The sequence below is a fragment of the Paraburkholderia tropica genome (genome assembly GCF_014171495.1).
GTDB classification, from domain to species: domain Bacteria; phylum Pseudomonadota; class Gammaproteobacteria; order Burkholderiales; family Burkholderiaceae; genus Paraburkholderia; species Paraburkholderia tropica.
This window is the reverse complement of record NZ_CP049135.1, coordinates 1,552,308-1,569,518: the sequence shown is the minus strand read 5'-3', so window position 1 is coordinate 1,569,518 and position 17,211 is coordinate 1,552,308. Positions and strand designations below refer to the sequence as shown.

20 protein-coding genes are annotated in these 17,211 nt (G+C 68.4%); 14 read left to right on the top strand and 6 right to left on the bottom strand.

Features of this window, described 5'->3' with window-relative positions; translation table 11 throughout:
- Positions 1-8: 8 nt before the first annotated feature.
- The 14 genes from cybH (at position 9) to hypE (ending at position 11,056) form a co-directional block, all read left to right on the top strand.
- Positions 9-740: a Ni/Fe-hydrogenase, b-type cytochrome subunit gene (cybH, locus tag G5S35_RS21835; protein WP_065065323.1), complete on the top strand. Its 732-nt coding sequence runs from the start codon at positions 9-11 to the stop codon at positions 738-740.
- Between the two features lies 1 nt (position 741).
- The gene (locus G5S35_RS21830) at positions 742-1,428 is read left to right on the top strand and encodes a HyaD/HybD family hydrogenase maturation endopeptidase (RefSeq protein ID WP_065065322.1); all 687 of its coding nucleotides are present in this window, start codon (positions 742-744) and stop codon (positions 1,426-1,428) included.
- Positions 1,428-1,781: a HypC/HybG/HupF family hydrogenase formation chaperone gene (locus tag G5S35_RS21825; RefSeq protein WP_124260429.1), complete on the top strand. Its 354-nt coding sequence runs from the start codon at positions 1,428-1,430 to the stop codon at positions 1,779-1,781. The genes G5S35_RS21830 and G5S35_RS21825 overlap by 1 nt, the downstream gene beginning before the upstream one ends.
- Positions 1,778-2,215, top strand: a complete 438-nt coding sequence (locus G5S35_RS21820; RefSeq protein WP_065065320.1) for a thioredoxin domain-containing protein — start codon at positions 1,778-1,780, stop codon at positions 2,213-2,215. Before G5S35_RS21825 ends, G5S35_RS21820 begins: the two co-directional genes overlap by 4 nt.
- Complete coding sequence (locus G5S35_RS21815; RefSeq protein WP_065065319.1) at positions 2,212-3,090, top strand: hydrogenase expression/formation protein; 879 nt, start codon at positions 2,212-2,214, stop codon at positions 3,088-3,090. The genes G5S35_RS21820 and G5S35_RS21815 overlap by 4 nt, the downstream gene beginning before the upstream one ends.
- Entirely contained in the window at positions 3,072-3,308 is a 237-nt protein-coding gene (locus G5S35_RS39530; protein ID WP_237181397.1) for a rubredoxin, read from the top strand. Before G5S35_RS21815 ends, G5S35_RS39530 begins: the two co-directional genes overlap by 19 nt.
- A complete protein-coding gene (gene hybE / locus G5S35_RS21810; protein ID WP_237181396.1) occupies positions 3,295-3,816 on the top strand; it encodes a [NiFe]-hydrogenase assembly chaperone HybE in 522 nt (173 codons plus the stop codon). Before G5S35_RS39530 ends, hybE begins: the two co-directional genes overlap by 14 nt.
- Entirely contained in the window at positions 3,813-4,898 is a 1,086-nt protein-coding gene (locus tag G5S35_RS21805; RefSeq protein WP_183039000.1) for a HupK protein, read from the top strand. Before hybE ends, G5S35_RS21805 begins: the two co-directional genes overlap by 4 nt.
- Entirely contained in the window at positions 4,891-5,232 is a 342-nt protein-coding gene (gene hypA / locus G5S35_RS21800) for a hydrogenase maturation nickel metallochaperone HypA (RefSeq protein ID WP_183038999.1), read from the top strand. The genes G5S35_RS21805 and hypA overlap by 8 nt, the downstream gene beginning before the upstream one ends.
- Positions 5,233-5,295: 63 nt before the next feature.
- On the top strand, positions 5,296-6,159 hold the full coding sequence (hypB, locus tag G5S35_RS21795) for a hydrogenase nickel incorporation protein HypB (RefSeq protein ID WP_183038998.1): 864 nt from the start codon (positions 5,296-5,298) through the stop codon (positions 6,157-6,159).
- Positions 6,160-6,187: 28 nt separating this feature from the next.
- Complete coding sequence (gene hypF, locus G5S35_RS21790) at positions 6,188-8,578, top strand: carbamoyltransferase HypF (RefSeq protein WP_183038997.1); 2,391 nt, start codon at positions 6,188-6,190, stop codon at positions 8,576-8,578.
- Between the two features lie 12 nt (positions 8,579-8,590).
- A complete protein-coding gene (locus G5S35_RS21785; RefSeq protein ID WP_065065312.1) occupies positions 8,591-8,830 on the top strand; it encodes a HypC/HybG/HupF family hydrogenase formation chaperone in 240 nt (79 codons plus the stop codon).
- The gene (gene hypD, locus G5S35_RS21780; protein ID WP_110325691.1) at positions 8,827-9,984 is read left to right on the top strand and encodes a hydrogenase formation protein HypD; all 1,158 of its coding nucleotides are present in this window, start codon (positions 8,827-8,829) and stop codon (positions 9,982-9,984) included. The genes G5S35_RS21785 and hypD overlap by 4 nt, the downstream gene beginning before the upstream one ends.
- A gap of 7 nt (positions 9,985-9,991) precedes the next feature.
- Positions 9,992-11,056, top strand: a complete 1,065-nt coding sequence (gene hypE / locus G5S35_RS21775) for a hydrogenase expression/formation protein HypE (protein ID WP_183038996.1) — start codon at positions 9,992-9,994, stop codon at positions 11,054-11,056.
- Between the two features lie 88 nt (positions 11,057-11,144).
- Here the strand turns inward: hypE and G5S35_RS21770 are convergent, their stop codons facing one another.
- From G5S35_RS21770 to G5S35_RS21745, 6 genes are all read right to left on the bottom strand, one after another.
- Complete coding sequence (locus tag G5S35_RS21770) at positions 11,145-13,730, bottom strand: penicillin-binding protein 1A (protein ID WP_408583562.1); 2,586 nt, start codon at positions 13,728-13,730, stop codon at positions 11,145-11,147.
- A gap of 109 nt (positions 13,731-13,839) precedes the next feature.
- Positions 13,840-14,136, bottom strand: a complete 297-nt coding sequence (locus G5S35_RS21765) for a hypothetical protein (protein ID WP_065065309.1) — start codon at positions 14,134-14,136, stop codon at positions 13,840-13,842.
- Positions 14,137-14,251: 115 nt separating this feature from the next.
- Positions 14,252-14,866, bottom strand: coding sequence for a flavin reductase family protein (locus G5S35_RS21760; RefSeq protein ID WP_183038995.1), 615 nt, complete (start codon positions 14,864-14,866; stop codon positions 14,252-14,254).
- 501 nt (positions 14,867-15,367) lie between these two features.
- The gene (locus G5S35_RS21755; protein WP_065065307.1) at positions 15,368-15,637 is read right to left on the bottom strand and encodes a hypothetical protein; all 270 of its coding nucleotides are present in this window, start codon (positions 15,635-15,637) and stop codon (positions 15,368-15,370) included.
- Complete coding sequence (locus G5S35_RS21750; protein ID WP_124260697.1) at positions 15,634-16,254, bottom strand: hypothetical protein; 621 nt, start codon at positions 16,252-16,254, stop codon at positions 15,634-15,636. The genes G5S35_RS21755 and G5S35_RS21750 overlap by 4 nt, the downstream gene beginning before the upstream one ends.
- A gap of 107 nt (positions 16,255-16,361) precedes the next feature.
- Positions 16,362-17,201: a hypothetical protein gene (locus tag G5S35_RS21745; RefSeq protein ID WP_124260696.1), complete on the bottom strand. Its 840-nt coding sequence runs from the start codon at positions 17,199-17,201 to the stop codon at positions 16,362-16,364.
- Positions 17,202-17,211: the final 10 nt, after the last annotated feature.

Sequence of the window (17,211 nt, the reverse complement as noted above, 5' to 3'; positions counted from 1 at the left end):
AGGTCGCAATGTCCAGGCAAAAGCAACTCAAGACCTACAGTTTCGACGGCAACGCGCCCGCCGAATTCGAAGGCAAGCGCGTCACGTCGGTCTATGTCTATCAGGCGCCCGTGCGGCTGTGGCACTGGCTCACCGTGCTCGCGGTGATCGTGCTGACCGGCACGGGCTTTCTGATCGGCAAGCCGGTTTTTCCCACGCTCTCGGGCGAGGCGAGCGCGCATTTCATGATGGGCTGGCTGCGCTTCGCGCACTTCACGGCGGGTTACGTGCTCGCCGTGGGGCTCGTGTTCCGCGTGTGCTGGGCGTTCTTCGGCAATCACTTCTCGCGCGAGATATTTCTCGTGCCGGTCTGGGATCCGCAGTGGTGGCGCGAACTTTTTTACGAGTTCCGCTGGTATCTGTTCCTCGCGCGCTATCCGAAGAAATACGTCGGCCACAACCCGCTCGGTCAACTCGCGATGTGCGGCTTTTTCATCGTCGCGGTGCTGATGTGCGTGAGCGGTTTCGCGCTCTATGGCGAAGGCCTCGGCACGACGAGCTGGGCCTCGCACACGTTCGGCTGGGTCATCTCGCTCGTCGGCGGCAACAGTCTCGCGCTGCATAGCTGGCACCGTCTGGGCATGTGGAGCATCGTGCTGTTCGTGATGATCCACGTGTATGCGGCGATTCGCGAAGACATCATGTCGAAGCAAAGCATGATCTCGACGATGATCAGCGGCTTCCGCATGTTCAAGAACTGACATGCGCGACTCGATCTCTCATTCGCAAGACGTGCCGCAAAGCGCGCCTCAAGCAGCGCCGCCGCACATCGTCGTGCTCGGCATCGGCAACGTGCTGTGGGCCGACGAAGGCTTCGGCGTGCGCGCCGTGGAGGCGCTCAACGCGCAATACGCCTGCGCGCCGAACGTCGAACTCGTCGACGGCGGCACGCAAGGTCTCGCGCTGCTGCCGCTCGTGGAGTCGGCGCACAAGCTGATCGTGTTCGACGCGATCGACTTCGGTCTCGCGCCCGGCACGCTCGACGTGCGCGAAGGCGACGAGGTACCCGTTTGCCTGCAGGCGCGCCGCATGAGCCTGCATCAGATGGGTTTCGCCGACGTGCTCGCCTGCGCGCAGCTCAAGGGCAACTATCCGCAGGAAATCGTGCTGATCGGCGTGCAGCCGGTCGAACTCGACGACTTCGGCGGCAGCCTGCGCGACGCCGTGAAAGCGCAGATCGAACCGGCTATCGCGCAAGCCTGTCGTTTCCTCGAACGCTGGCAGGCCGCGCCGCGCGCGCGGCCGGCTTCCTCCGCGTCACCTTCTGGCGCCGAGCCGCTGAACGCGGCGAGCCTCGCGCTCGCGGCCTACGAAAACGGACGCCCGAGCGAGCGCCTCGCGAACCGCGACGGCGACACGCGCTTCTGGCGCCCACAGGAGAACGTCTGATGTGCATGGGCATTCCCGCACGCATCGTCTGCGCCGAAGGTCTCGTCGCGCAGGCGGTCACGCGTCACGGCGCGTGCGCCGTCGATCTCGCGCTCACCGGCCCGCTGCCCGCGGGCGCGTGGGTGCTCACCTTCCTCGGCGCGGCGCGCGAGGTGATCGACGCCGACCGCGCGCGCGACATCGACGCGGCGCTCGACGCGCTCGAAGCCATCGCACGCGGCGAGATCGACAGCACGCAGGCGGCAGCGGGCCTCGACCGCTTTTTCGCCGACCTCACGAACCGCGAGCCGTCCCTGCCCGCGCATCTGCGCACGCGCGCCGGTTCACCGGACACTTCGGATACCCCATCATGACGCTCGCAACGCTTTCCGGCGGCCCGACCCTCGACACGCTGCGCGAACGCCTCGCGCGCCACGGCTACGTGGAAGTCGACGAGCACACGCTCGACGGCGTGGCCGCGCGCGCCGCGCAACTCGTGCTGCTGCCGCTCGACAATCCCGCGCAGCGCCCCGAATTCGCCGACCTGCTCGTGATCCTGCCCGAGCTGCTGCGTCAATTCGGCGACGACGCCTTCACGGTCGCCTACGCCTGCCCGCCCGCCGCCGTCGCGCTCGCGCGCCGCTTCGGCGTGCTGCGCCAGCCCGCGCTGGTGTTCCTCCACTTCGGCGCGCTCGCCGGCACGATCGAAGGTCTGCGCGACTGGCGCGAATACGTGCAGGCGTTCGCGCGACTGTGCGCCTCGGGCGCCGCCACAGGCGTCACGGAAACCAAGGGAGTCACGCGATGAACCGCGCCGATTTCATTCCCATCCTGCCGCTCGTGAGCGGCCCCGGCTCGCAGCCGCAGCAACCCGGCGACGAAGCCTGGTCCTGTCTGCCGCTGCCCGTCGAAGTCGAGACCTGGCGCGCGCCCGCGTTCCCCGAGCCGGGCGAGCCTGGCGCCGCCGCCGTATTGCATCTGCTGCACGGCATGATCGACGCGCTCGAAAGCCTGGCGTCGCCGGACAAAGCCATCCGCTTCCCGCTCGATGCGCTCGACGCCGACGCGCATCGCCTGCTCGCGCAGGTCTTCGGCGAAGGCGAAGTCTCGGCGCGCGTCGCACTCGACGACGGCGCGACCGTGCAGATCCAGGAAGCGCGCTACGCGGGCGTCTGGCGCGTGATCACGCTCGGCGCGCAAGGCGAGCGCATCGCCGATTACGTCGAGATCGCGCCCGCGCCGTCCGTCGTGTTCGAAGCGTCGGCGCGCGGCGCGGCGCACGCGGCCATTCCGCCCGTCGGCGAAGCCACGCTGATGAACGCGCCCTCGCTCGCCAGCGAAATCGCCGCCATTCACGCGCGCGCCGTGCAAACCGGCGGCGCGGGCCAGCACACCATCAACTTCAGTCTGCTGCCGGTCAGCCCCGACGATCTCGCGTGGCTCGAAGGCATGCTCGGCGAAGGGCGCGTCGGGTTGTTCTCGACGGGCTACGGCAAATGCATGGTGATGGCCACGGCGCTGCGCCACGTCTGGCGCGTGCGATATTTCGACGGCACGAGCAAGGTGCTGCTCGACACCGTCGAGATCACGCGCCTGCCCGAAGTCGTGCTCGCCGCGCCCGACGATCTGCGCGATTCGTTGCAGCATCTGCGCGAAATCGTGCAATGGCTGGAGTCGCACTGATGTTCGAAGGCAGCTACCTCGGCGACAACGGCGCGCTGCGCCCCGCCAGCCGGCTCGAATGCAAGATCTGCTGGTGGGTCTACGATCCCGCGCTCGGCGATCCGGTCTGGGACATCGCGCCCGGCACGCCGTTCGCGGCGCTGCCCGCGCACTGGAAATGCCCCGTCTGCGACGGCGCGCGCGAGCAATTCATGGTGCTCGACGATGCACGCGCCTGACGTCGTTCGCCGCGCCGCCACCGATCCCGCGCACGATCCGTCGCGCCGCGTCGAAGCCGCGTTCGCGCAGATCGCCGCCACGCGCATGCGCGATCTGCCGTATCTGAATCCGAGCCTTGCGGTCGCGGCCGTGGGCTTTCGCCTCTGGCAGTCGAGCTGGATCGGCGTGCTGGTCACACCGTGGGGCATCAATCTGCTGCAACTGCCCACGGACGACGCGCCGTTCGCGGCCTGGCGCGCGGCGGACGCCATCGACGTGACGCTGCCCGGCGCGATGCTCGCGTTCGTGCCCGCGCGGCTCGATGCGCTCGGCGAGTATCGGCAATGCTCGCTGTTTTCGCCCGCCCAACAATTCGCCGATCAGGCCAGCGCGCTCGCCACCGCGCATGAAGTGCTGCGTCTGCTGTTCGAGCCGGAAGCGTCGGCCGATGCCACCGCCGCTACCGTCGCCACGCCCGCGCCGCCCGCCGACCCGCGCCGCCGCCGTTTGTTCGGACTCCGGCCATGAACCGCAGCCACGTTCTCACGCTGACACTGCGCGGCGACAGCAAATGCGTCCGCGACGTGAGCGCCGAATGGCAGCCGCTGCCTGTCGAACGCCTGCTGATCGGCGCGCGCGTCGCCGAAGCGGAAGCGCTCGTGCCCGCCGCGCTCGCCTTGTGCCGTCATGCGCACTGCGCCGCGGCTCACTGGGCGCTCGCGGCCGCGCAACCGGGCCCGCTGCACGCGCTCGACGCCCGGCGCGATGCGCGCGTGCGCCTCGAAGCCGCGCGCGAAACGGTGCGCCGCTGGCTCATCGATCTGCCCGGCGAACTCGGCGAACAATGGGCGCCCGGCACGCTCGCGCTCTGGCCGCAGCTCGACTCGCACGCGGCCATTGCGGCCTGGTGCGCCGACCACGTGTTCGGCATGCAAGCCGCGCAGTGGCTCGCGCTCGATAGCCGCGGCCAACGCGCCTGGGCCGCGCGCGGCACGCGCGTCCCGGCGCGCTGGCTCAACACGCTGCTGCACGATGCCGACCGCGCGTGCATCGCGACGTCGGCGGGCGTGCTGCATTACGTCGATCGCGCGGGCGTCGCGCTGCTTGCGGGCGCGCCGTGCATACCGTGTGCGCCGGGTTCATCGTCGACAAGACCCGCCGACGCCGACGCGCCGCCGCACGCCGACCTCTGGGACACGCCCACGTGGATGCCCGATCTCGCAACCGGCCTGCTGATCGCGCGGCTACAACGCCTCGCGCACTACTGCGCTCACGGCGACGACGCACCGCCCGTCTCCGGCGGCTGGCGCGCGGGCGCGCTCGGCATCGGCTGGGCGCGCGGCGCACGCGGCCTGCTCGTGCACGTGGCGCGCGTCGAGCACGGCGTGATCGCCGCGTGGCGCATCGTGCCGCCCACGCAATGGAATTTCGGCGCGCCCGCCTTGCTGCGCCAGGCGCTCGCGCAGCGTAGCTGGGACGACGCGCAACGCCGCGCCGCCCGTCTCGCGCTGTTGCTCGACCCCTGCGTGGCGCACGAGATCGTCGTGCAGCGCGGCGCGGCGCACGTCATCGATTCGGGAGCGTTACAAGGAGCCCAGCCGTATGCATGAAATGGCCATCGCGCACAGCATTCTGGACCTCGTCGAGCACGAGGCCGCGCGCCAGCACGCCACGCGCGTGCGCACGCTCGAACTGGAAATCGGGCAACTGGCCAATGTCGATGTGGGCGCGCTGCGTTTCGCGCTCGACGTCGTGCTGCGCGACACGATCGCTCACGGCGCGCGGCTCGAAATCGCCGAACCGCCGGGCCAGGCGGTGTGCCTGCGCTGCGGCGACGACGTGGCGCTCGCGCGCCGCGGCGAACCCTGCCCCGCCTGCGGCAGCTACCAACTGGCCGTGACCGGCGGCGACACCTTGCGCGTCGCCGGCATGATCGTCGACTGAGTGCGTCGGCGCGAAATCCAACGCGTCCGGTTCGCGCCGGACGCATCGAGAAAGGACATCATCATGTGTACGACCTGCGGCTGCGGCCCGGACAACGTGCGAATCGAAGGGGCGCAGATGCGCGAGCATTCGCACGGACACGAACATGCGCACGGGCACGATCATGGACATGCGCACGCGCATCCGCACGAGCACGAACATGCGCACGATCACGATCACAACCACGCGCACGAACACAACCACGCGCCCGGCCGCCGCGTCCGCATCGAGCAGGACATCCTGCGCGAGAACGACCGTTACGCGCTGGCCAATCGCACGCGTCTGCGCGCGCACGGCGCGTTCGCGCTGAACCTCGTTTCGAGTCCCGGCTCGGGCAAGACCTCGCTGCTGGTGCGCACGATCGAAGCGCTCAAGGACGAACTCGCGATCGCCGTCATCGAAGGCGATCAGCAGACCTCGAACGACGCCGAGCGCGTACGCGCCGCCGGCGCGCCCGCCGTGCAGATCAACACGGGCAAAGGCTGTCACCTCGACGCGCACATGGTCGGTCACGCGCTCGACCGCCTGCCGCCGCTCGACAACAGCCTGCTGCTGATCGAGAACGTCGGCAACCTCGTCTGCCCCGCGTCGTTCGATCTGGGCGAGGCGCACAAGGTCGTCGTGCTCTCGGTGACGGAGGGCGAGGACAAGCCGCTCAAGTATCCCGACATGTTCGCCGCCGCCGACCTCATGCTGCTCAACAAGACCGACCTGTTGCCGCACCTCGATTTCGACGTCGATGCCGCGCTCGATTACGCGCGCCGCGTCAATCCGCGTATTCAGGCGCTGTGCGTGTCCGCGCGTTCGGGCGAGGGTTTCGCGCAATGGCTCGACTGGATTCGCGCGGGCTGCGGCGCGGCGCGGGCGCTGCGTCCCGACGCGCGCTAGCAGAACAACCAGCGAGGACATCACGGCGATGAGGCGAGAGCAACTGCGCGTGAGCGGGATCGTGCAAGGCGTCGGGTTCAGACCGTTCGTCTGGCGGCTCGCGCAACGCTTCGGCCTGACGGGCGAGGTGCGCAACGACGCGAGCGCCGTGCGGATCGACGTGCAGGGCACGCGCGCGGCGCTGAGCGCGTTTCGCGCAGCGCTCGCGCAGGAAGCGCCGCCGCGCGCGCGCATCGATGCGATCGATACCGAACGCGCGCAACCGCTCGATACGGCGGGGCGCCCGGGTTTTCGTATCGTCGAAAGCGGCGAGACGCACGCGCGCGACGGCGAAATGGCAACCGACAGTGCAATCTGCTACGCCTGCCTCGCGGAGATCTTCGACGCGGGCGACCGCCGCCATCGCTACGCGCTGAACAGTTGCTGCGATTGCGGCCCGCGCTACACCGTCACGCGCACGCTGCCGTTCGACCGCGCCAACACGAGCATGGCGCCGTTCGCGCCATGCGCCGATTGCGCCGCCGACTACGCCGATCCCGCGAACCGGCGCTTTCACGCCGAACTGATCGCGTGCCCCGTCTGCGGACCGCGTGTGCGTTTCGAAGCACCGCTGGGCAGCGCGCGCCGCGATCACGCCGATCACACCGATCCCGTCGCTGACGCGTGGCGAGCGATTGCGCGCGGCGAGATCGTCGCGGTCGAAGGGCTCGGCGGCTTCCAGCTGATCTGCGACGCGACGCAGCCCGACGCCGTCGCGCGTCTGCGCGCCCGCAAGCGGCGGCCCGCGAAACCGTTCGCGCTGCTCGCGCTCAACGCCGCTTCGGCGGCGCGCTGGATCGTCTGCGACGCCGCCACGCGCGCGCTGCTCGACTCGCCCGCGCGCCCCGTCGTCGTCGCCGCGCGATGCGACAACAACGCGCTCAGCGGCATCGCGCCCGGTCTCGCGCAACTCGGCGTGATGCTGCCGTGCACGCCGCTTCAATATCTGCTGTTCCACGAAGCGCTCGGCCGTCCGTCGGGCGACGCCTGGCGCGACGCGAACCAACCCACGCTGCTGGTCGCCACGAGTGCGAACGTCTCGGGCGAGCCGCTCGAAATCGATCCTGCGCACGCGCGCGACGCGCTCGCCGGTATCGCCGATGCCATGCTGTTTCACGACCGCGCGATCGTCGCGCGTTGCGACGACAGCGTGCTGCTCGCCGCCAACGCCGACGACGCTGACCACGCTGACGCCGCCGCCCCGCAAGCGCCGCTGCCGCTGCGGCGCGCGCGCGGTTACGCGCCGCAAGCGCTCGCGCTGCCGCACGCGGGGCCGTCCGTGCTCGCGCTCGGTGCGCATCTGAAAAGCACCGTCACGCTCACGCAAGGCGCGCGCGCGTTCGTCTCGCCTTACCTCGGCGACCTCACGAGCGCGGCGGCGTGCGCCGCGCTCGACGCCGCCGCGAACCGGCTCGTCGATGCCTGCGGCGCGCCGCCCGCCGCGCTCGCCTGCGACCTCCAGCCCGATCTTTACTCGACGCGCCTCGCTCATACGCTGGCCGCGCGCTGGAACGTGCCTGTCGTGCCGGTGCAGCATCACCACGCGCACATCGCCGCCGTGCTGGCCGAGCACGGTCACGCGGATGCGGCGCTCGGCGTCGCGCTCGACGGCTTCGGTCACGGCGACGACGGCACGGCGTGGGGCGGCGAGTTGCTGCGCGTCGATCCCGGCCGTGCGACGCGTCTCGGTCATCTCACGCCGCTGGCGCTGCCCGGCGGCGATCTGGCGGCGCGCTCGCCCGCGCGCATGGCGCTCGCGCTGCTCGATCGACTCGATCGGCTTGATCGTGCCGATGTGCAAGCCAGCACCAAGAACCGCATCCCGCCAGGCATCGACGCCGCCACGGCCGCACGTCTGCGCGCGCAACTCGCCAGCGGCTTCCACTGCCCGCCGACCACGAGCCTCGGCCGCTGGTTCGACGCCATCGCCGGACTCGCGGGCGTCTGCGCGGAGCAAAGCTATAGCGGCGAAGCCGCGCTGCGCCTCGAAGCGCTCGCGCGCCCGTGCGCGCCGCTCGTTGACGGCTGGCGTCTCGACGGCGGCAACCTCGATCTCCTGCCGCTCGCGCACTGGCTCGCCGCCCAAACTGAAGCCGCGACCATCGCGAGCGTCTGGCACGCCACGCTCGGCCATGCGCTCGGCGCGTGGATCGCCCAGGCCGCGCGCGCGCACAACCTGAACGTGGTCGCGCTCGGCGGCGGCTGCTGCGCCAACCGGCTGCTGATGCGCGCGCTCGCCGACGCGCTGCGCACCTCGAACCTCACTCTGTTCACCGCACGCGCGCTGCCCAGCGGCGACGATGCGATCAGCTACGGCCAGGCGTGGGCCGTCATCCAGCAACTCACATCGTCCGCCACCGTCACGCGGACGACACCCTAAGGAATCCGCATCATGTGTCTTGCGATGCCCGTCGAGGTCATCGAACTCTTGCCGGAACAGCGCGCGCGAGCGAGCGTCGATGGCGTCACGCGCGAGATCTCGCTCGCGCTCGTCGACAACGTCGTACCCGGCGACTTCGTCCTCCTGCACGTAGGTTTCGCGATCGGCAAGCTCGACCGCGCCGCCGCCGAAGCCACGCTCGCGCAACTGGCCGAACTGGGCCGCCAACCCGGCGAGGGCGCCACGCCATGAAATACGTCGACGACTTCCGCAACAGCGAAATCGCGCGCGGCATGGCGGCGCGCATTCACCGCGCCGTCGAACGCCGCCGCCGCTACCGGCTCATGGAGTTTTGCGGCGGTCACACGCACGCGATCGCGCGCTACGGCCTCACCGCGCTGCTGCCGCCGCAGATCGAGCTGATTCACGGTCCCGGCTGCCCGGTCTGCGTGCTGCCGGTCGGCCGCGTCGACAGCGCGATCGAACTCGCGCTCGACCACGGCGTCACGCTCTGCACCTACGGCGACACGCTGCGCGTGCCGGGCTCGAAGCGCATGAGTCTGTACAAGGCGCGCGCGGCGGGCGCGGACGTGCGCGTCGTGTATTCGGTTTCCGACGCGATCGCGCTCGCGAAAGCCGAGCCCGCGCGCGAGGTGGTGTTCTTCGGCATCGGCTTCGAGACCACCACGCCGCCCACCGCGCTCGCGCTCGCCCAGGCGCGCGAGATGGCGCTCGATAACTTCAGCGTGTTCGGCAACCACGTGCTCACGCCCGCCGCCATGCGCCATCTGCTGGCCGAGGACGCCGACCAGAGCGCGCGGCTCGACGGCTTCATCGGGCCGTCGCACGTGAGCACGGTGATCGGCGTGGCGCCTTATCGCGCCATCTCGCGCGACTTCGTGAAGCCCGTCGTGATCGCCGGGTTCGAGCCGCTCGACGTGCTGCAATCCGTGCTGATGCTCGTCGAGCAGATCAACCAATGCCGCGCCGACACCGAAAACCAGTTCACGCGCGCCGTGACCGAAGCGGGCAACACGCGCGCCCAGGCGCTCGTGCACGCGGCGTTCGAGACGCGCGACAGCTTCGAATGGCGCGGGCTCGGCGCGGTGCCCCAAAGCGCGCTCGCGATTCGCTCCGAGTTCGCGCAGTGGGACGCGGAACGCCGCTATGCGCTCGTGCCGCGCGTCGCCGCCGACGTCAAGACCTGCCAATGCGGCGCGATCCTGCGCGGCTGCGCGAAGCCGAGCGACTGCAAGCTGTTCGCCACCGTCTGCACGCCCGCCACGCCGTTTGGCGCCTGCATGGTGTCGAGCGAAGGCGCGTGCGCCGCGCACTATCAGTACGGCCGCTTCGTCGCGCCCGCCCTTTCCTCCGCACGCGCGCCGCGCGCCGTGACATCCGCATGAGATCCGCATGACTGCCTTGCCGACCTCTCCCCGCCAGCCCGAATTCGGCCGCAAACTCGACCTCAAGCAAGGCCGCATCGACCTCACGCACGGCGCGGGCGGACGCGCGAGCGCGCAGCTCGTCGCCGAGCTGTTCGCGCCCGCGTTCGCCAACGAGTGGCTCGCGCAAGGCAACGACCAGGCCATCGTGCCGATGCCCGCTGGCCGCCTCGCGCTTACCACCGACAGCCACGTGGTCGCGCCGCTTTTCTTTCCGGGCGGCGACATCGGCACGCTCGCCGTGAACGGCACCGTCAACGATCTCGCCGTGGGCGGCGCGACGCCGCTCTATCTGACCGCAGGGTTCATCCTCGAAGAAGGGCTCGCGCTCGCCTATCTCGCGCGAGTGGTGACATCGATGGCGCAAGCCGCGCGCGCGGCCAACGTGCGCATCGTGGCCGGCGACACGAAAGTGGTCGAGCGCGGCAAGGCGGACGGCGTGTTCATCACCACGGCGGGCGTGGGCGTGGTGCCGGAAGGCGTGCGGCTCGATGGCGCGCAGGCGCGTCCCGGCGACGCCGTGCTGGTCTCCGGCGCGCTCGCCGAGCACGGCCTCGCGGTGCTCTCGCAGCGCGAGAACCTGGGCTTCGACAGCAGCATCGTGTCGGATTGCGCGGCGCTCAACGGCTTGACGGCGGCGATGCTCGCGGCGTGCCCGTCGCTGCGGCTGATGCGCGACCCCACGCGCGGCGGCCTCGGCAACACGCTCAACGAGATCTGCGCGCAGTCGGACGTGGGCATGCGGCTCGACGAAACCGCGCTGCCGCTGCGCGCGCCCGTGCGGGCCGCGTGCGAGTTCTACGGCCTCGATCCGCTCTATATCGCCAACGAAGGCAAGCTGATCGCGGTCTGCGCCGATGAAGACGCCGACGCGCTGCTCGCGGTCATGCGCGCGCATCCGCTGGGCCGCGACGCGGTGCGCATCGGCACGGTCATCGACGACGCGTATCGCTTCGTCCGCCTGACGACGTCGTTCGGCGGCGAACGTCTGGTCGACTGGCTGCACGGCGAAATGCTGCCGCGCATCTGCTGAAGGGGAAGCGAGCCGGCCGCGGTGGCTTCGCGAGGCGCGTCCGCTTCATCGTGTGCGGACGCGCGGCGCGAACCGCCTGGTCAGATCGTCAATTGTTCTGCGGCGGCGTGTACTGCGCAGGCGCGCCGCCGCTCGAATCGGAATCGTCGGGCGTGGGCGTCGGCGCGAGCGAGGGCTCCTGCGGCGGATAAGGCGGCAATTGCTGCGACGCGCCCGACGGCCCGAGAATCGGCGGCTCGCTCGACGACGGCGTTTGCGGCGCAGTGCCGTTGAGAATCGCCGCCGCGCGCGCCGCATCCGACGCGGCAGCCGCCGACGCCGGCGCGATCGCCGAAGCCGACGACGCAGACGAAGCCGCCGCCACGCCGCTCGACGGCGGCACTTCGGCGGGCTCCGGCGCAGGCTCGGGCGCACGCTTGATCGGCGTACCCGGGCGCGGCGCCTCGGCCTTTTCCTTCGACGCAAACAGCGTATCCATCCACGCCTTGAGCTTGTCGCGGAACTGCTCGAACGCGCCCGGCGTCACTTCGGTGTCGAAGCGCGCATGCGGATCGACGATGCGCGAGCGGAACGCGCGCTGGAAGAAGTCGCCGACGATCGGCAGCGCGCTGCGCGCGCCCTGGCCCCAGTAGTCGCTGTTGAGCGTCACGCGGCCGTCGTCGAAACCGACCCACGCGCCCGCCACCAGTTGCGGGTCCATGAGGATGAACCAGCCGTCCGCGTTGTCCTGCGTGGTGCCGGTCTTGCCCGCGACGTCGGCGCGAATGCCGAAGCGCGTGCGGATGCTCGAACCCGTGCCGCGATTCACGACGTCGCGCATCGTGTCGAGCAGCGTGCGGTCCGCCGACGCCGACAAGGCGCGCTCGGGCGAAGCGCTGCCGAACTGCGCGAGCACCTCGCCCTTGCTGTCCTCGATGCTCGTGACCATGCGCGGCTCCAGATACTCGCCGTCGTTCGCGATGGTGCTGTACGCCGAGACCATTTCCTTGAGCGTGACCGGACTCGTGCCGAGCGCGAGCGACGGCACCGCGTTGAGCTGGCTGTCGCGCACGCCCATCGCACGCGCGAGACGCGCGACCTTGTCCGGCCCCACCGCCTGCATCACCTGCGCGGTGATGCGGTTGCGCGAGAACGCGAGCGCGTCGCGCAGCGTCATCGGCTTGTTGCTGGGCGGCACGTCGTCGTTCGGACGCCAGATTTCGCCGCCTTCGAGCGGCATTTCCACCGCCTGGTCGATGACCGTGTCGGTCGGCTTCGCGCCGTTCGCGAAGGCCGCGCCGTACACGAAGGCCTTGAACGTCGAGCCCGGCTGACGGCGCGCCTGCTGCACGTGATCGAACGGCTCGTCCTGGAAGTCGCGGCTACCGACCCACGCCTTGATCTGGCCGTCGCGCGGATCGATCGCGACGAAACCGGCCTGCACGTCGGTCTTGTCCTTGCAGAGCGCGCGCATGAACGCGCGGTTGGCCGCGAGCTGCTTGAGCGCGTCGTCGTCGTTCGCACCGGCGTCGCGCGCGCTCTTGTAGTCGGGCGTTTCGCGCATGAAGGTCTTGAACAGATCGTTGCTCGCCGAACAGCCGTTGCGGCCGCTCCACGCGCCGTTCGCGATGCCCTGCAACTGGTTCGCGTGCTGCTTGAGCGCGGCCGTCGCCATCGCCTGCAGACGCGAATCGATCGTCGTGTGCACGACGAGGCCATCGGAATAGATGTTGTAGTCGTTACGGTCGGCCCACGCGATCAGCCATTTGCGCAGTTGCTGCGCGAAGTGCGGCGCGGGGCCGGGCGGCTCGGTCTGGCGCTCGAAGTCGAGGCGCAGCGGCTGCTTCGAGAGCGTCGCGGACTGCGCCGGCGTGAGCTTGCCGTACTTCACCATCTGGCCGAGCACGGTGTTGCGGCGCGCGAGCGCGCGCTCGGGATTGATCACCGGGTTGTAGTAGGCGTTGCCCTTGAGCATGCCGGTGAGCGTCGCGGCCTGGAGGACCGTGAGCTGATCCGCCGACACGCCGAAGTACGTGCGCGCCGCCATCTCGATGCCGAACGCGTTGTACAGGAACGGCACCGTGTTCAGATAGGTTTCGAGAATCTGCGGCTTGCTGTAGACGGCCTCGATCTTGAAGGCCGTGATCGCTTCCTTGATCTTGCGCGTGAGCGTGGGCGCACGGCCGATTTCGTCGGGATAGAGATTGCGCGCGAGCTGCTGCGTGATGGTCGAGCCGCCCTGGCGGTCGCCCGAGAAGGTGTGCAGCGCCGCGCCCGCCGTGCGCTTGAAGTCGATGCCGTGATGCTCGTAGAAGCGGTGGTCTTCGGTCGAGATCAGTGCGTCGACCATGTGCGGCGAAATCTGGGCGAGCGGCACCCATTCGCGGTTCGACGGCTTGAATTCGGCGAGCACCTTGCCGTCCGCCGACAGAATCTGCGCCGGCCGGTCGACGCGCGCCTTGCGGATGTCGCCGATGCTGGGCGTGAACGGAATCAGCACCAGCACGTAGAGCAGCATGGCCGCCGGCAGCGCGCCGATGGCGAACAGCACGCCGCGCCGCGTCGGATGGCGCAGGTGATGCAGCCCGCGCGCGAGGCGCGGACGCGCGAAGGCGCAGACGCTCGCCGCAGCGGGCTGGAGACGGGAGGACAACTTCGCGACGAGGTCGCGGATGAACGGCACGGAACGCTTCACGCGGGGCTTCGGGGTCGGCTGGCAAAGCGTGCATCGTACCAAAACTGCCGGACACGGCTTTCATCGGGCCTGCGGGCGGGGCCGCGGTGAGGGGCGCGAACCCGTGCGCTCAGAAAATCAGCGACAGCGCGATAGCCATCCAGACCGCCAGCGCGCCCGCGAGAAAGACGCGCCGGGCCAGCAGAAAGCGCGTTTCGTCGCCGGGCGGCGCGGGCGAGGTGGCGAGCCACGGCACGCTCGCGAGACAGGCGAAGCCCGCCAGCGCGATCACGACGACCATGCGGTCGGCGATCCGCCACGGCGTGGGCTCGTGCAAGCCCCAATATCCGAGGAAGACGATGCCGATCGAGAACATCGTCGACGCGGCCGAACTCAGTGCGACGACCGATCCGGTCGGTGATTGCATGGCGAACCTCCCGCGCGCCGCGCGATGGACGGTGCGGCCATTATCGGCGCGGGCGGCGGCAGGGGCAATGCGGGGCGGTCCCGCCGCCGAACCGGGCCCGGGTTCAGCTTCAGGCTCAGGCCTTGGGGCGCACCATCTGGAACATCTCGCCGATCTGCGCGTAGTCGGCGCGATAGCCCGCGCGCATGATCGGCTGGGCGGCGTGCGTGTCGAACAGGCCGTCCTTCAGGAAGCGCTGCTGGATATGCACGCCGACCACCTGGCCGAGCGCGAGCCAGTTGTCCATCGGCGTGCCGTCGAGCGTGTGCAGGCGGATGACCTGCAGCAGCTTGCATTCGAGCGCGGCCGGCGATTCGGCGACGTGCGGCACCGTTACGTTGCGGCCCGGCGCGGGCGTGAGGCCCGAGAGCGCAAATTCGTCGACGTCGGCGGCGACGGGCGCGGAGCTGCGGTTCATCTGCTCGGCCAGCGGGCGCGAGGCGAGATTCCAGACGAATTCGCCCGTCGCCTCGATGTTGGCGATGCTGTCCTTGCGGCCCTCGCTGCTGAATCCGATGATCGACGGAAACGAGGAAAACGCGCCGAAGAAGCTGTAGGGCGCGAGGTTGAGCACGCCCTCGGGCGAACGGCTCGAGATCCAGCCGATCAGACGCGGCGCGACGATCGCCTTGAACGGATCGTGCGGCAGCCCGTGGCCGGCGGCGGGGTCGTAGAAGTAGGTGTCGGACATGGTCGTGTGGCGGGTTTGATGCGGCCCACACTATGACACGACGGGGCGGGGCTTGCTGGGCGGGGCTTATCCACAGTTTTTGTTCACAACTCCGTGTCTAAAGTCGGTCGGGCATAGCTCAAGTCCGTTCCGCAAGGCTCGGCAGGCGGAAGCAGAGAAAGAGATTTTTGCACCGGCGCTTCCGTTCGTCTATTCACCCAACGGTTTCCTAATCCGGCAGTGCAGCAGCTACGCCGCCCGTGAGGAGATCTCGCCGACCTATTAGACATCCGCTGTGTCTAAAATCCAACACAACGCCGATGCCCCAGTCAATTTTTCGAAACAGATGTCGAGTCAGTTACCAGACGGAATGCCCGTCAATGCTGCATCGCACGCACACAACGGAAGCAGCGTTCCATTCCCAGGCCCCCCGCAAAAAATCACACCCTGTGATTTTGGTACGTCATCGGCGCGTAGCCGTCATGCAGAGCTGCCTTAACTGTTGCCCGTCATTCTCCCACTTCAGTTCGGGCCGGAGCCGCTACTCAGCAGCAGAGCTCCCCCGTCAGGTTCAGGTGTGCGCAGGGAATAGATGTTCGTACCGCCTCGCAGCGCCTGCGTGTGCTGCTCCACTTCACGACGCGCCAGCGCGAGCCGCAGCACGGTCCGAACCGACGACGTGCTGTTGCCCGTCAGCGCCGCCTCCTGATGCGAGTGATACCGCTCGCCCTCGCGCATGGCACGGAGGACTTCCGCCAGCACGGCTTCTTCCGATTTCACCCTGAAATTCATCTGGCCGCTCCTTTGCCGAAAACCGTGGTGTCTGGAGGAAGGTCCACCAGATGCCACTGCCTCGCCTCGGGATCAAACAGCGCGAACTGGTTGCAATGTTCCACGCCCACCTCGGCAAGCTGTATCGACTTCACGGCGGCGCGCACCGTAACGTTCACCTTTTCGATATTCCAGTCCAGCACCTGTCTGTTGGTGTCGCGCCATGCGAACAGGCCCGCGCGTTCATGAACGCTGTCGAGCAGCATCATTCCGCGAGAATCGACTTCAAAGCGGTTCTCCTGGGTCAGTGGGCGCTCAACAACCAGCGAAGCGCTTGCAGGACTCCCATCGGCTTCCCGCACGATGCAGCCGTTCGCTGCGGGCCAGCCGAAGCGCAGGTTTGCGACCAGACCGAGCCCGTCACGCCGCCTGAAAAGGCACCTGGGTGCGTCTGATGCGTTGATGATCGTGTAGGTTCCCATGCTGCTCGCCCCGGCAAGCATGAGATCAATCAGCAGGTGAAGCGGTGAAAGAAAGCAGGAGACCGCTGGTCCGAACTCGGTATCCAGTGCCCTGAACCCGAAATTCTCCTTTCCGTCATAGATCCTGCTTTCGCAAACCACTGTCCACAGCGGCATGTCAGTGAAATATGGTGTGTGCCCGTCTGCGTGGCCACTCGCCCCTATCATTGTTCGGCATCCTCATGATTGACGTTGCACCCCTGCCTGGTCGGAGTGCCGGTCGATTATCCGTTAAGCGTGAAGCCCTTCCACTGGAAGCCGCGCGCTTCCTCCAATGAGCACAGCCACATCCATTGCCCGGGGACCATCGGGCAGGACGAACGGTCTGTGGTCAGCGGTACGGTGCGTACCACGTCGAACTTCTGCCCCTTCTCGACGCGCAGGATATCGGTGGGTCCGGACTCCTTCGTCCAGCCCTCCCAATAGCCGGTTTCCGGGCAGACGCCCCCCGTGCAGAGGCTCATGTAGCCGTACTTCTCACGCTTCTTGAGCCGTTCCTCTTCGCGTTTCTGCTTGCGCATTTCGGGTGTTAGCAAAGGATAGGCGCGGGTGATATCGATTATCCAGAGCCTTGGTGGTGTACCGGCCGGGTCTCCCTCCCGTGGGTCAATGTAGCTCACGTCAACATTGACGGCAAAACGGCTATCCGCGTGCCCATTCGCTCGGAAACGATATGCGTGTGTGTTAAGCCTCGGATCAGTTGGCGGCCCCATGTCGTTGTAGTTGAATCGCACGCCATCGGTGCTCATCCAGTAGTCAGCAAGATCCAGTTCCTGCCGCAACATCGAGGGAGTGATTCCGGCCAGAGGCGAGTTGAAATTCAGCCAAATACGATACGGAACGAGGCTGACTTTTTCCCGGTCGTCGGAATAATCCAGTGGGTCGTCCTGTGTTGAGACTTCGAGGGAAGCGCCTGGGATCTGGGAGTTCCTATAGCTATAGAGCTTTCCCGGTTGTTTGTACTGATCTTCCGTCTCGTACAGCACACCAAATGCAGGGTTCTCTTCATGACGGAACGGTTTGTCGTCCCGCAGGATCAAGAAGGCCTCACGCAGCGTGGCCATGAGCGCATTC

Coding starts and splice junctions, on each gene's coding strand:
- G5S35_RS39530 (WP_237181397.1), top strand. CDS start 3,072: ATGGCTGGAGTCGCACTGATGTTCGAAGGCAGCTACCTCGGCGACAAC.
- G5S35_RS21830 (WP_065065322.1), top strand. CDS start 742: ATGCGCGACTCGATCTCTCATTCGCAAGACGTGCCGCAAAGCGCGCCT.
- hypB (WP_183038998.1), top strand. CDS start 5,296: ATGTGTACGACCTGCGGCTGCGGCCCGGACAACGTGCGAATCGAAGGG.
- hypE (WP_183038996.1), top strand. CDS start 9,992: ATGACTGCCTTGCCGACCTCTCCCCGCCAGCCCGAATTCGGCCGCAAA.
- G5S35_RS21785 (WP_065065312.1), top strand. CDS start 8,591: ATGTGTCTTGCGATGCCCGTCGAGGTCATCGAACTCTTGCCGGAACAG.
- hypA (WP_183038999.1), top strand. CDS start 4,891: ATGCATGAAATGGCCATCGCGCACAGCATTCTGGACCTCGTCGAGCAC.
- G5S35_RS21745 (WP_124260696.1), bottom strand. CDS start 17,201: ATGGCCACGCTGCGTGAGGCCTTCTTGATCCTGCGGGACGACAAACCG.
- cybH (WP_065065323.1), top strand. CDS start 9: ATGTCCAGGCAAAAGCAACTCAAGACCTACAGTTTCGACGGCAACGCG.
- G5S35_RS21820 (WP_065065320.1), top strand. CDS start 1,778: ATGACGCTCGCAACGCTTTCCGGCGGCCCGACCCTCGACACGCTGCGC.
- G5S35_RS21750 (WP_124260697.1), bottom strand. CDS start 16,254: ATGCCGCTGTGGACAGTGGTTTGCGAAAGCAGGATCTATGACGGAAAG.
- G5S35_RS21765 (WP_065065309.1), bottom strand. CDS start 14,136: ATGCAATCACCGACCGGATCGGTCGTCGCACTGAGTTCGGCCGCGTCG.
- G5S35_RS21825 (WP_124260429.1), top strand. CDS start 1,428: ATGTGCATGGGCATTCCCGCACGCATCGTCTGCGCCGAAGGTCTCGTC.
- G5S35_RS21815 (WP_065065319.1), top strand. CDS start 2,212: ATGAACCGCGCCGATTTCATTCCCATCCTGCCGCTCGTGAGCGGCCCC.
- G5S35_RS21805 (WP_183039000.1), top strand. CDS start 3,813: ATGAACCGCAGCCACGTTCTCACGCTGACACTGCGCGGCGACAGCAAA.
- hypD (WP_110325691.1), top strand. CDS start 8,827: ATGAAATACGTCGACGACTTCCGCAACAGCGAAATCGCGCGCGGCATG.
- hybE (WP_237181396.1), top strand. CDS start 3,295: ATGCACGCGCCTGACGTCGTTCGCCGCGCCGCCACCGATCCCGCGCAC.
- G5S35_RS21755 (WP_065065307.1), bottom strand. CDS start 15,637: ATGAATTTCAGGGTGAAATCGGAAGAAGCCGTGCTGGCGGAAGTCCTC.
- hypF (WP_183038997.1), top strand. CDS start 6,188: ATGAGGCGAGAGCAACTGCGCGTGAGCGGGATCGTGCAAGGCGTCGGG.
- G5S35_RS21760 (WP_183038995.1), bottom strand. CDS start 14,866: ATGTCCGACACCTACTTCTACGACCCCGCCGCCGGCCACGGGCTGCCG.